The organism is Aeromicrobium senzhongii, assembly GCF_014334735.1.
Classification (GTDB): domain Bacteria; phylum Actinomycetota; class Actinomycetes; order Propionibacteriales; family Nocardioidaceae; genus Aeromicrobium; species Aeromicrobium senzhongii.
This window is the reverse complement of record NZ_CP060587.1, coordinates 816,979-828,925: the sequence shown is the minus strand read 5'-3', so window position 1 is coordinate 828,925 and position 11,947 is coordinate 816,979. Positions and strand designations below refer to the sequence as shown.

Annotated in this window: 16 protein-coding genes and 1 tRNA gene; 10 read left to right on the top strand and 7 right to left on the bottom strand. The window is 70.3% G+C overall.

Features of this window, described 5'->3' with window-relative positions; genetic code table 11:
- The first annotated feature begins 12 nt into the window (after positions 1–12).
- The 6 genes from mobA (at position 13) to H9L21_RS04160 (ending at position 4,361) form a co-directional block, all read left to right on the top strand.
- Positions 13–576, top strand: a complete 564-nt coding sequence (mobA, locus tag H9L21_RS04185) for a molybdenum cofactor guanylyltransferase (protein ID WP_187411790.1) — start codon at positions 13–15, stop codon at positions 574–576.
- Complete coding sequence (locus H9L21_RS04180; RefSeq protein WP_154595561.1) at positions 563–811, top strand: DUF6457 domain-containing protein; 249 nt, start codon at positions 563–565, stop codon at positions 809–811. The genes mobA and H9L21_RS04180 overlap by 14 nt, the downstream gene beginning before the upstream one ends.
- Complete coding sequence (locus tag H9L21_RS04175; RefSeq protein WP_154595562.1) at positions 808–1,938, top strand: molybdopterin molybdotransferase MoeA; 1,131 nt, start codon at positions 808–810, stop codon at positions 1,936–1,938. Before H9L21_RS04180 ends, H9L21_RS04175 begins: the two co-directional genes overlap by 4 nt.
- Positions 1,939–1,952: 14 nt before the next feature.
- Positions 1,953–2,294 carry an arsenate reductase (glutaredoxin) gene (gene arsC, locus H9L21_RS04170; RefSeq protein ID WP_187411789.1) on the top strand — a complete coding sequence of 114 codons (342 nt, stop codon included), beginning with the start codon at positions 1,953–1,955 and terminating at the stop codon, positions 2,292–2,294.
- Positions 2,295–2,432: 138 nt separating this feature from the next.
- On the top strand, positions 2,433–3,482 hold the full coding sequence (locus tag H9L21_RS04165) for an HpcH/HpaI aldolase/citrate lyase family protein (RefSeq protein ID WP_187411788.1): 1,050 nt from the start codon (positions 2,433–2,435) through the stop codon (positions 3,480–3,482).
- A gap of 9 nt (positions 3,483–3,491) precedes the next feature.
- Positions 3,492–4,361 (top strand): HpcH/HpaI aldolase/citrate lyase family protein, encoded by an 870-nt coding sequence (locus H9L21_RS04160; RefSeq protein ID WP_154595563.1) that lies wholly within the window; start codon positions 3,492–3,494, stop codon positions 4,359–4,361.
- Positions 4,362–4,428: 67 nt separating this feature from the next.
- On the opposite strand, the gene H9L21_RS04155 is transcribed toward H9L21_RS04160, so the two are convergent.
- The 5 genes from H9L21_RS04155 to H9L21_RS04140 all read right to left on the bottom strand — a co-directional run bounded on the left by H9L21_RS04155 (position 4,429) and on the right by H9L21_RS04140 (position 6,753).
- A complete protein-coding gene (locus H9L21_RS04155) occupies positions 4,429–4,578 on the bottom strand; it encodes a hypothetical protein (protein WP_154595564.1) in 150 nt (49 codons plus the stop codon).
- 345 nt (positions 4,579–4,923) lie between these two features.
- Complete coding sequence (locus H9L21_RS15440) at positions 4,924–5,049, bottom strand: hypothetical protein (RefSeq protein ID WP_255467325.1); 126 nt, start codon at positions 5,047–5,049, stop codon at positions 4,924–4,926.
- Complete coding sequence (locus H9L21_RS04150; protein ID WP_154595565.1) at positions 5,049–6,164, bottom strand: FUSC family protein; 1,116 nt, start codon at positions 6,162–6,164, stop codon at positions 5,049–5,051. Before H9L21_RS04150 ends, H9L21_RS15440 begins: the two co-directional genes overlap by 1 nt.
- Positions 6,164–6,484, bottom strand: coding sequence for a GroES family chaperonin (locus H9L21_RS04145; RefSeq protein ID WP_154595566.1), 321 nt, complete (start codon positions 6,482–6,484; stop codon positions 6,164–6,166). Before H9L21_RS04145 ends, H9L21_RS04150 begins: the two co-directional genes overlap by 1 nt.
- Positions 6,484–6,753, bottom strand: a complete 270-nt coding sequence (locus H9L21_RS04140) for a DUF3618 domain-containing protein (protein WP_187411787.1) — start codon at positions 6,751–6,753, stop codon at positions 6,484–6,486. Before H9L21_RS04140 ends, H9L21_RS04145 begins: the two co-directional genes overlap by 1 nt.
- Before the next feature lie 46 nt (positions 6,754–6,799).
- Here H9L21_RS04140 and bcp point away from each other — a divergent pair, with 46 nt between their 5' ends.
- Both bcp and H9L21_RS04130 read left to right on the top strand, forming a co-directional pair.
- Positions 6,800–7,276: a thioredoxin-dependent thiol peroxidase gene (bcp, locus tag H9L21_RS04135; RefSeq protein ID WP_154595568.1), complete on the top strand. Its 477-nt coding sequence runs from the start codon at positions 6,800–6,802 to the stop codon at positions 7,274–7,276.
- A 29-nt stretch (positions 7,277–7,305) separates the two neighbouring features.
- Positions 7,306–7,388: transfer RNA gene (locus tag H9L21_RS04130), tRNA-Leu, on the top strand.
- 3 nt (positions 7,389–7,391) lie between these two features.
- On the opposite strand, the gene H9L21_RS04125 is transcribed toward H9L21_RS04130, so the two are convergent.
- Positions 7,392–7,829, bottom strand: coding sequence for a nitroreductase family deazaflavin-dependent oxidoreductase (locus tag H9L21_RS04125; protein WP_154595569.1), 438 nt, complete (start codon positions 7,827–7,829; stop codon positions 7,392–7,394).
- Between the two features lie 103 nt (positions 7,830–7,932).
- On the opposite strand from H9L21_RS04125, the gene H9L21_RS04120 reads away from it, so the two are divergent.
- Both H9L21_RS04120 and katG read left to right on the top strand, forming a co-directional pair.
- On the top strand, positions 7,933–8,388 hold the full coding sequence (locus H9L21_RS04120; protein ID WP_154595570.1) for a Fur family transcriptional regulator: 456 nt from the start codon (positions 7,933–7,935) through the stop codon (positions 8,386–8,388).
- Positions 8,381–10,588 (top strand): catalase/peroxidase HPI, encoded by a 2,208-nt coding sequence (gene katG / locus H9L21_RS04115; RefSeq protein ID WP_154595571.1) that lies wholly within the window; start codon positions 8,381–8,383, stop codon positions 10,586–10,588. Before H9L21_RS04120 ends, katG begins: the two co-directional genes overlap by 8 nt.
- A gap of 57 nt (positions 10,589–10,645) precedes the next feature.
- On the opposite strand, the gene H9L21_RS04110 is transcribed toward katG, so the two are convergent.
- On the bottom strand, positions 10,646–11,884 hold the full coding sequence (locus H9L21_RS04110) for a fibronectin type III domain-containing protein (protein ID WP_154595572.1): 1,239 nt from the start codon (positions 11,882–11,884) through the stop codon (positions 10,646–10,648).
- Positions 11,885–11,947: the final 63 nt, after the last annotated feature.

Genomic DNA, 11,947 nt, shown 5'->3' with positions numbered 1-11,947 from the left:
ACGATGAGCCCCATGGAGCCGTTCCATGCGATCGTCCTGGCCGGAGGACGAGCCCGCCGTCTCGGCGGACGCGACAAGCTCATGGTGCGCGTCGGTGGCCGGACCCTGCTCGAAGGCGTGGTCGCCACCCTCCCCCACGCCCGGAGCGTGGCGATCGTGGGCGCGCGTCGTGATCTCGAGCTGGACCGCGAGGTGCTCTGGGTGCGCGAGGAGCCGCCCTTCGCCGGCCCCCTCCACGCGGTCGCCGCGGGACTGGCCGCGCTGCGTACCCAGGACGACGACGAGGTGCTGATCCTGGCCGGAGACCTGCTGCGACCCGACCTCGTGGTGACCGCGCTGTCGCAGGGCTCCGGCGCTCGCGTCGCCGTCGACCCCGAGGGGCGCCGGCAATGGGCGTGCAGTCGGGCCCGTGCCGGCGACCTGGCCCGAGCGCTGGCCGCGACCCCCACCGCCGACGCTGCCTTGAAGGCGGTCATCGGAGCGCTCGACCCGCTGGAGGTCCCCCTCACCGCCGAGGCCGTGGCCGACCTCGACACCCCCGACGACCTGGAGGAGTACGCCGATGTCGAACGATGACGAGATCCTGCAACGCTGGTGGCGTCAGCTGTGCACCGCACTGGGCGTCGATCCCGACGCCGACCCCGACGTCCTGCTCGACCTCGCCGGCACCGCGGCCCACGCCGTGGTCCGTCCGGCAGCACCGTTGACGACCTTCCTGGTCGGCTACGCGGCCGGCCTGGCCGACGCCGACGCGGCCGGCATGGACTCGCTCGTCGAGCGTGCCGAACGCGCGGCCGAGGACTTCGGGTGACCGATCCGTCGTGGGCCGAGGCACGCGACCTGGCCCGGGCGGCACTGCCTCGCGGCGAGATCATCTCCGTCACCCTCGCGGGCGCGGTGGGCACCGTCGCGACCGAGGACCTGCGGGCACTGGGACCGATCCCGCACGCCACGACGTCGGCGATGGACGGCTGGGCGGTGTGCGGACCCGCGCCCTGGCAGCTCGACCCCGACGACGGGCCACTCTCCGCCGGCCGGGCGCGGGCCGTCGTCACCGGCGCCGTCCCGCCGGACGGGACCGACGCCATCGTGCCCTCCGAGGCGGGCCGGTTGTCCGGCGACGTCCTGCACGGCGACCCTCCTGTGCCCGGTCGCCACGTGCGTCCCGCCGGCGAGGAGGCGCAGGAGGGCGACGTCCTCGTGTCGGCGGGCCAGGTGTTGACGCCGGCCCGGGTGGGCGTGCTGGCGATGACCGGGCACGACACGATCGCCGTACGCCGCGCGCCCCTGGTCCACCTGGTCGTCACGGGCGACGAGCTCGTCCCCTCCGGCGTGCCCCAGGCCGGGCACGTCCGCGACGCCCTGACACCGACGCTGCCGCCGCTGTTGGGTGCTCTCGGCGGCAAGGTCGCCCGGCTCGACCACGTGCGTGACGACCCCCGCGCCCTCGCCGCGAAGGTCGTGTCCGGCGACGCCGACCTCGTGATCACCGCCGGGGGCACCGGCCACTCGGCCGCCGATCCGATCGACGCCGCCTGGGCACGGTCGAACGCGGACGTGCGGTTCCGGGGCGTCGACATGCGGCCCGGCCACCCGGTCTCACTGGCGGTCCTGCCGGACGGTCGGCCGTGGTTGGCCCTCCCGGGCAACCCGCTCGCAGCGACGATGACCGCCCTGTCCTTCGTCCCGGCCCTGGTCGAGGGATTCACCGGAGCCGTTCCGGCCGAGCCGGCGTGGGCCGTGGCGGGTGCAGCGTTCGAGAGCCGGGCCGACACGACCCTCGTGCCGGCTCGCCACACGGCCGCGGGAGTCGTTCCCGTCGGCCGGAGCCGTCCTCATCTGCTGACCGCGTTGGCCGACGCCGATGTGGTGGTGATCGTCCCGCGTGGCGGAATCGGCCCGGGAGATCCGGTGCAGGTCCTGCGCCGCGCGTGGTGAGTACGGTGGGGCGCGTGGACGCGACGATCTATCACCATCCCCGCTGCACGACCTCTCGCAAGGCGCTGGACCGGCTGCGTGACGCCGGGATCGAGCCGACGGTCGTGAAGTACGTCGACGAGGGCTGGACCGAGGCCCAGCTGCGTGAGCTCTTCGTCGCCGCCGGCCTGACGCCCCGCCAGGCGGTGCGCAAGCGCGAGAAGCTGTACACCGAGCTCGGGCTCGCCGACGCCAGCGACGACGAGCTGCTGGCCGCCATGGTCGAGCACCCCGTCCTCGTGGAGCGACCGTTCGTGGTCACCTCGACGGGCACCCGCCTGGCCCGTCCGCTCGAGAGGCTCGACGAGATCCTCTGAAGGACTCCTTCGCTCGTGGGCCCAATACCGAACGCATCCTCTCGTGCCGGCTCGACCCGCGCCCCGGACCCGCCGCGCTCTCCCCCGCCCGGCGCGCCATACTGGCCCCGACCCTGACTCCCACGGAAGTGAGTTCCCGTGCGCAATCCCCGTGCCTTCCTGCGTCCGCTCGCCGTCGGCGCTCCGAAGCCCAGCTCCGACGTCCCGTTCCGCCCGAGCCGCATGATCCACTTCTTCGACCCGAGCAACGAGAAGATGGCGGCCAAGGTGCCGGACATCGCGAAGAAGGTCGACATCATCCTGGGCAACCTCGAGGACGCGGTGAAGACCGAGAAGAAGGAAGCCGCGCGTCAGGGCCTGGTCGACATCGCCAAGGCCACGGACTTCGGCGACACCCAGTTGTGGACCCGCGTCAACAGCCTCGACTCGCCGTGGGTGCTCGACGACATCATCACGCTCGTCACCGAGATCGGCGACAAGCTCGACGTCATCATGGTGCCCAAGGTCGAGGGCGCCCAGGACATCCACTACGTCGACCGCCTCCTGGCCCAGCTCGAGGCCCGCGCCGGCCTGGACCGCCAGATCCTCGTGCACGCGATCCTCGAGACCGCCGAGGGCGTTGCGAACGTCGAGGAGATCGCCGCGGCCAGCCCGCGCATGCAGGGCATCAGCCTCGGCCCGGCCGACCTCGCCGCCAGCCGCCGCATGAAGACCACGCGCGTCGGCGGTGGCCACCCCGGCTACATCGTCCGCCAGGACCCCACGGGCGAGGACCTCACCACCGGTCGCGCGACGTACCAGCAGGACCTGTGGCACTACACGATCGCGCGCATGGTCGACGCCTGTGCGATGAACGACATCCTGCCGTTCTACGGACCGTTCGGTGACATCAAGGACGTCGTCGCCTGCGAGGACCAGTTCCGCAACGCGTTCCTGCTCGGCTGCGTCGGCGCCTGGAGCCTGCACCCGGTCCAGATCGACATCGCCAAGAAGGTCTTCTCCCCCAGCCCCGAGGACGTCGCGCACGCCAAGCGCGTCGTCGAGGCCATGGGCGACGGCTCCGGCGCGGTGATGATCGACGGCAAGATGGAGGACGACGCCTCCTGCAAGCAGTGCCTGGTCATGCTCGACCTGGCCAAGTCCCTCGCCGAGCGCGACCCCGACCTGGCCGCGGCCTACGACCTCTGAGGAGCCACGATGACTGAGATCCGCCCCCGCCGTTCCGTCCTCTACATGCCCGGCGCCAACGAGCGCGCGCTCGAGAAGGCCAAGAGCATCGACGCCGACGCGCTGATCCTCGACCTCGAGGACTCGGTGTCGCCCGACGCCAAGGAGACCGGCCGCGCCAACGTGTGCGCCGCCGTCACCTCGGGCGAGTACGGCCACCGCGAGCTGGCCATCCGGGTCAACTCGATCGGCACCCAGTGGCACGACGACGACGTCGCGGCCGCCGCCAAGGCCGGTCCGGATGCCATCCTCGTGCCCAAGGTCGAGTCGGCCCAGCAGGTCCTGGACCTGGTCGCCGCGATCGAGGCCGCGGGCGCCCCCGACAGCACGCAGCTGTGGGCCATGATCGAGACCCCGAAGGCCCTGCTGCACGCCGAGGAGATCGCGGCCGCCCACGAACGCCTGACCGTGATCGTCATGGGCACCAACGACATCGTCAACGAGACGTACGGCTTGCACGTGCCCGGGCGCAACCCGCTCGTCCTGACGGCGCTCTCGTGGACGCTGCTGGCCGTGCGCGCCGCCGGCAAGGTCGTCATCGACGGCGTCTACAACGACGTCAAGGACGCCGAGGGCTTCGCGGCCGAGGCCCGCCAGGGTCGCGAGATGGGCTTCGACGGCAAGACGCTGATCCACCCGTCGCAGGTCGATCCGGCCAACGAGGCGTTCGCCCCGAGCGAGGCCGACATCGAGCGCGCCCGGGGCATGATCGCGGCCTTCGACGAGGCCGCAGCCGAGAAGAAGGGCGTCGCCACCTTCAACGGCAAGATGATCGAGGAGCTGCACATCCGTGACGCGAAGCGGATCCTGGCCTACGCCGAGGCGTTGCAGGGCCGCTGAGCCGAACGCACACGAGGCGCGTACCGAGACCTGGGTCTCGATACGCGCCTCGTGCCGTTGATGCGCCTCATCGGTTGGCGCGCAGGCCCCACAGCTGGCTGTGCACCGCGCGCATGTGCCGCTCAGCCCGGCGGCGCTGTTTCAGCCGCTCCAGGATGACGAGACGATCGAGGTCGGCGCGCGACTGCGGCCGGTTCCCGTAATCGAACAACGACATGGAGATCACCCCCTCTCCCGTGGTCGCCTCCGCGTGTGCGGTCCCGGAGTCCGGGACTGGAGTCGGAAGTGTGGCGTTCGCGGGCATGAGGGTGAAGTGGGGGAATGTCGTGGTCATGACGCGCCTCCTTTCTGATTCGTCGGGTGGGTGGACGCAAAGAAAAACCGCCTCGGACGAGCGTCCGAAGCGGCTGGTGATACAGGTCGAAAGAATCGACTAGGTCAACATCACGACGGAGGCGTGCCCGGGGGCGAACATGCAAGCGTTCTTGTTCGTCATGGGACTCACCTCCTGTGTGTGTGACACGTCACTTCGATCGAAGTGCTGAGAACGACCCTAAGGGACTCAGTCGTCCTCTGTCGAGGTCTCGTCCTCGGATTCTGAGGATTCGCCGGATTCGCCCGATTCGCCGTCGCGCGCCAGGTCCGCCAGCCGCTTGCGCAGTTGGGCCAGCAGGTGTCGAGGTTCCATCAGTCCACGTCCAGGATGTCGTCGAGTGCGGTGCGGGACACTCCCCCGGCCATCAGCAGATCGGCTGCCAGGGACCGCACCTGCGCGGCCACCGACGCGGTGTTGACCGTGAGGCGATCGCTCAGGGCCTGCATGGCCAGGTTCGAGGCCTCGACGAGCCGCTCGTTGGCACGCTCCAGGTCGACGGACGAAGCGAACTCGTCGGCATAGATCTGGACCGCGACCACGAGCGTCTCGACGGCGTCGGTCAACCCCGAGGGCACCGACTCGTGGTGCCGCAGCATCGCCGCGACCCGCCGGGCGAGGACTCGGGCGTCGCGCATGGCGTTGTCGAGGTCGTTCACGCTCCCGGCGTACCGCTCCACATCGGCCCGTTGGTTCCACCGCAGCGGCGCGAGCCGCGCGATCTCGCTGACGTTGGCGGCCGTGGAGTGCAGCGACTCGATCGTGGACTGGGTGTCACGAGCCTGGTCCAGGGCGGCATCGGCCATCGCCGCGTCGTCGGTCCGCATCGCCTCGGCGGTGTGGCGCAGGACGTCCGCCAGGCCGGTCAGCAGCTTCTGCAGGCTCTCGTCGAGGTCACGGCGGGTGTCGCGCGGCAGGATCAGCATCATCAAGAACCCGCACATCCCGCCGATCAACGCATCGGTGAAGCGGGTGACCGCGGGGTTCGCCACGCCGGGAAGAGGGACGACGGCGGCCAGCAGCACCCCGGAGTTGATCGCCTGGGTCAACGCCATGCCCTTGAGATTGCACAGCATCGCGACCACCGCCGTCAGCGAGGCCACCAGCGCCATCTGCCAGCCGCCGCGACCGATCAGCAGGATCAGCAGCTCAGCGACGAGGACGCCGAAGGCGACACCGAGCACCAACTCGAAGATGACGCGCTGACGCCTCCCCGCGCCGCCCATCATCGTGATGACCGCGGCGATCGGGGCGAAGAAGGCCTGCGTGTGCCCGAGGAGGTACGTGGCGATCGTGAACGCACTGCCGGTGGCGACGGCCAGCCGCAGCAGCAGTCGCCAGTTCTCGCGAACCCCCATCCATCGCTGCCGCACCGTGATCTCGGGGCGCGGCAGGCGCAACCGGCTGAACGGGAGCCGGTCGCTGCTCATCACAGATACAGGCCGGTCTGGCCCTCGTCGATGCGCTCGGACGCGACGGCGTGCAGGTCGCGTTCGCGCAGCAGGATGAAGCTCTCGCCCCGGACCTCGACCTCGGCGCGGTCCTCGGGGTCGAACAGGACCCGGTCGCCCACCTCGACGGCACGGACCTGGGACCCGACGGCCTCGACCCGCGCCCACGACAGCCGCCGCCCCATGGCCGCGGTGGCGGGGATGACGATGCCTCCGGACGACCGCCGGTCGCCGGCTTCGGAGTCCAGGGACACCAGGAGCCGGTCGTGCAGCATCCGGATCGGAAGCTTGGCGTCCATCACTTCAGGAGTCGACGCAGCACCGCGAGTCCGGCGATCGTGGCGACGGTGCCGACGACGACGGGCACGATGTGCTCGAAGCGCGGGCCCGTCTCCTCGTCGACGAAGTAGTCCTTCACGCGCTGGATCTGTCGCTGGGCGACGTTGGCGGGCCGGACGCGATCGACCAGCTCGTCGACGTTGTCGCTGAGTCGGGTCAGGAGCACTTCCAGCTCGTCGACGATCTCGTCGGGAGACGCCTGGGCGGGTTCGGCATGTCCTCGTGCCACGGGAGTCCTCTCGATCGGTGCGGGGTGCCTTGTCAGGATAGTGCCCATGACGACCCGACTGCAGCCCGGCGACCAGGCCCCCGACTTCACCCTCCCGACCGACGACGGGAACGAGGTCACTCTCTCGGACCTGCGGGGCCAGCGCGTGATCGTGTACTTCTACCCCGCGGCGATGACTCCGGGGTGCACGAAGCAGGCGTGCGACTTCAGCGACTCGATCGATCGGTTGCAGGCCGAGGGCTTCACGGTGCTGGGCATCAGCCCCGACCAGCCCGAGAAGCTGGCGAAGTTCCGCGAGCGCGACGGCCTGACGATCACGCTGCTCTCCGACCCGGACAAGTCGGTCCTGACGGCCTACGGCGCCTTCGGCGAGAAGAAGCTCTACGGCAAGGTCGTCCAGGGCGTCATCCGCTCGACGTTCGTGATCGACGCCGACGGAAAGGTCGAGCTGGCGCAGTACAACGTCAAGGCCACCGGACACGTGGCGAAGTTGCGCCGTGACCTGGGTCTCGACGCCGCGTAGGCGCAGACGACCCTAGACTCGTCCCCGTTGCCGGTGTGGCGGAACGGTAGACGCGCCAGGTTTAGGTCCTGGTGTCCTCACGGGCGTGCAGGTTCAAGTCCTGTCACCGGCACCCTCAGTCGATGGGCTCCAGCACGAACACGGGGATCTGGCGGTCCGTCTTCTTCTGGTACTCGGCGTAGTCCGGCCACACGGCCACAGAGCGCTCCCACCACGTGGCGTACTCGTCACCCTCGAGCTGACGGGCGCGGTAGTCGCGCCTGGTCTCGCCGTCCTGCAGCTCGACGTGCGGATTCGCCTTGAGGTTCCAGTACCACGCCGGGTGGTCGGGGGCGCCGCCCTTCGAGGCGACGACCGCGTAGTCGCCGTCGTGCTCGACGCGCATCAGCGCGGTCTTGCGCAGCTTGCCCGACTTGGAGCCCACGCTCGTCAGCACGATGATCGGCACACCCTTGAGCAGGTTCGCCTCGCGGCCACCCGTCGCCTCGTAAGTCTCGGCCTGGGTGCGCGCCCACTCGGACGTGCTGGGTTCGTACTCTCCGGTCAGCGGCATCGGTGATCTCCTCACGGTGGCGGACTCCCAGCAAACCACGGACGGGCTCGCCGGGCCGACCCCGCTTTCTTGATTGATTCAAGAATAGGGTAGAGTGGGCGTCATGCCCCACTCCCCCGACCTCGAGCAGGCGCTGCGCGCCGCCGGGTTGCGGGTCACCCGCCAACGGACCGCCGTCCTGCACGCGGTCACGGCCCACCCGCACTCGGACACCGCGGCGATCATCGACCGTGCCCGCGAGACGATCCCGGACCTGTCCCACCAGGCCGTCTACGACTCGCTGCACGCCCTGACCGACGCCGGCGTCGTGCGCTGCATCGAGCCGGCCGGCTCGGCAGCGCGGTACGAGACCCGGACGGGCGACAACCACCACCACCTGGTGTGCCGCTCGTGCAGCCGCATCGTCGACGTCGACTGCACGATCGGCGCAGCACCGTGCCTGACCCCCGGCCAGGACCACGGCTTCGTCATCGACGAGGCCGAGGTCGTCTTCTGGGGCCTGTGCCCCTCCTGCTCACCTGCGACCCCCGAACCCATCGAAAGGACACTCCATGTCTGACCAGAACCACCCCGACGCGATCCTCGCCGAGGTCAACGACCCGGACGAGGCGAAGGGCAAGTGCCCCGTCGTCCACAACCAGCTGCCGAAGCCGACGGCCGGTGATGCCAACCGCAAGTGGTGGCCCGAGCGCCTCAACCTGCAGATCCTGGCCAAGAACGCCCCCGCGCGGAACCCGATGGATGACGACTTCGACTACCGCGAGGAGTTCTCGTCGCTCGACCTGGACGCGCTCAAGGCCGACATCGCCGCCGTCCTGACCGACTCCAAGGACTGGTGGCCGGCCGACTTCGGCAACTACGGCCCGCTCATGATCCGCATGGCGTGGCACAGCGCCGGCACGTACCGCGTGACGGACGGCCGCGGCGGCGCCGGCGCCGGCCAGCAGCGGTTCGCCCCGCTCAACTCCTGGCCGGACAACGTCAACCTCGACAAGGCCCGCCGCCTGCTGTGGCCGGTCAAGCAGAAGTACGGCAAGAAGATCAGCTGGGCCGACCTGATGATCCTCGCGGGCAACGTGTCCCTCGAGACCATGGGCTTCCCGACCTTCGGCTTCGCCGGCGGTCGCGAGGACGTGTGGGAGGCCGACCAGGACGTGTACTGGGGCGCCGAGACCGAGTGGCTGGGCGACGAGCACCGCTACGAGGGCGAGCGCGACCTCGAGAACCCGCTGGCCGCCGTCCAGATGGGCCTGATCTACGTCAACCCCGAGGGCCCGGCCGGTCACCCCGACCCGCTCGCCTCGGCGCGCGACATCCGCGAGACGTTCGGCCGCATGGCGATGAACGACGAGGAGACCGTCGCGCTCATCGGCGGTGGACACACCTTCGGCAAGACGCACGGCGCCGCCGAGGCCGACCACCTGCAGCCCGAGCCCGAGGGCGCGCCCATCGAGCAGATGGGTCTGGGGTGGAAGAACACCCACGGAACGGGCCACGGCCCCGACACGATCACGTCGGGCCTGGAGGTCACCTGGACCTACCACCCGACCCGCTGGGACAACGAGTTCTTCCACATCCTGTTCGCGTACGAGTGGGAGCTCTTCACCTCGCCGGCCGGCGCGCACCAGTGGCGTCCGATCAACGGCGCCGGTGGGGACATGGTGCCCGAGGCGTTCGGTGACGGCCGTCGCGAGCCCCGCATGCTGACGTCCGACATCGCCCTGCGCGAGGACCCGGCCTACCGCGAGATCGCGCTGCGCTTCAAGAACGACCCGCAGGCGTTCACCGACGCGTTCGCGCGCGCCTGGTTCAAGCTGACGCACCGCGACATGGGCCCGAAGGCGCGCTACCTCGGTCCCGAGGCGCCGCAGGAGGACCTGCTCTGGCAGGACCCGCTGCCGACGTGGGAGGGCGACGTCATCGGCGACGCCGACGTCACCGCGCTCAAGGCCAAGGTCCTCGAGACCGGTCTGACCGTCTCGGAACTGGTCTCCACCGCCTGGGCGGCCGCGTCGTCCTTCCGTGGCAGCGACAAGCGCGGCGGCCTCAACGGCGCCCGCATCCGCCTGGCCCCGCAGAACGGCTGGGCGGTCAACAACCCCGCTCAGCTGGCGAAGGTCATCTCGGTCCTGCAGGACGTGGCGGACGGCTACGACAAGGCCGTCTCGCTGGCCGACGTCATCGCCATCGCCGGTGCGGCCGCGATCGAGAAGGCCGCCCGTGACGGCGGCGTCGAGATCACGGTCCCCGTCTCGGTGGGCCGCGTCGACGCCACGCCGGAGCAGACCGACGTCGAGTCGTTCTCGTACCTGGAGCCGCGTCACGACGGGTTCCGCAACTACGAGGGCAAGGGCGGCATGCCGGCGGAGTACGAGCTGATCGACCGCGCCAACCTGCTGACCCTGACGGCGCCGGAGACGACCGTCCTGGTCGGCGGCCTGCGGGTCCTGGGCGCGAACTACGACGGCTCGAACCTCGGTGTCCTCACCGACCGGGTCGGCGCCCTGACGAACGACTTCTTCGTCAACCTGCTCGACATCGACACCGAGTGGACCGCGACGGACGAGTCGAGCACGCGCTTCGCCACGAAGGACGGTCGCTGGTCGGGCACCCGCGCCGACCTGGTGTTCGGCTCGAACTCCGAGCTGCGCGCCGTGGCCGAGGTCTACGCCAGCGCCGACGCGAAGGAGAAGTTCGTCAAGGACTTCGTCGCCGCCTGGACCAAGGTCATGGACCTGGACCGGTTCGACCTGCGCTGAGTCGACTGCACCAACGACGCCCCCGGGATCACTCCCGGGGGCGTCGTCGTTCCGGGGTCACGAGAGCTTGAGAACCACCCGGATCGGGCAGTGGTCGGACCCGACCGGACCGGCGTACTTCGCGCCGCGGCGGGGGTTGACGTTCGCCCACGACAGGACGCCGATGCCGTCGCCCTTGCGGATCCAGACCTTGTCCACGTGATCGCCCCAGGTGTACGAGACGACCGGCTTGCGCCCGCCCGCGGTCCCGCTGTTGTAGTTCGGCCGCGACAGCGTCCGCGCCTGGTCGTAGGCGTCGCGGTAGCCGGCGGCGCCCATCACCCGGGCCGGAGTGTCCCGGGCATGGCCGCGGGACTTGTTCGAGTTGAAGTCCCCCAGGTAGACCACGCGCGAGCGGTTCGTGTTCGCCGCGTTCACCTGCCGCATCAGCGAGAGCGTCTCGGCCCTACGCCGCCGGTTCGCCGCGACGCTCTTGTCCGGCGAGAGGTGCACGGACACGAAGATCGTGCGCTTCCCGGTGCGCTTGTCACGCAGCTCCGACCAGGTGGCTCGCCGTCCGTTCCCGATCTCGATCGTGGCGGCTCGGGGCGTCGTCCAGTGGCCCACTCCCCCGGGCGCCGAGTCGTCGGGGTGGGTCACCGTGTCCGCCACCTGCTCGAACCGTGACGTCCGGAACAGCAGGCTCGAGGTCAGGTAGCGACCGAAGTCGGGCACGGTCGAGTACGTGGCCCGGACGTCGGCGGCGACGGTGTTCCAGCCGGAGGACTCCTGCAGCGCCACCACGTCCGCACCGGAGCCCAGGACGGTCCTCGTGACGACGGGGCGTCGCTGGGCCCACGGCTTCATCCCGGCCCACCAGGCCTCCTGACTGCTGTCGCAGGCCTTGGAGCAGATGTTGTACGTCAGGGTGCTGACGCTGACTCCCCGGCTCGGGACCGAGATCGCGGCAGCCGGCTTGCACGTGCGAGCGCTCGTCGCGACGTGCTTGCCCTTGCGGTTGTACGCGCGCACCTTGAAGCAGTACTCGACGCCGGGGCGCAGCCCGCGCACGGTGGCCCGGTTCCGCTTCGCCTTGACGGTGCGGAGGCCCTTCGTGAAGGCGTAGTTGGCCGCGCGCTGCACGCGGTACGTCTTCGCACCCCGGTACTTCGGCCAGGTGAGCGTGACGGAGGTGGCGGTGACTCCGACGGCCTGCACGAGGCCGACCCGAGGGGCGGCGTGGGCGGGGGCGCTCAGCAGCCCGCCGAACGCGAGGGCGAGAGCGAGGCCAGTGAGGAAGACGGGGCGTATGTGCATGGGGAGACCCACGCTAAGCGGAACCCCGCCGTCGCGCAGGCGTTTTCCGGCGTTCCTCCCGCC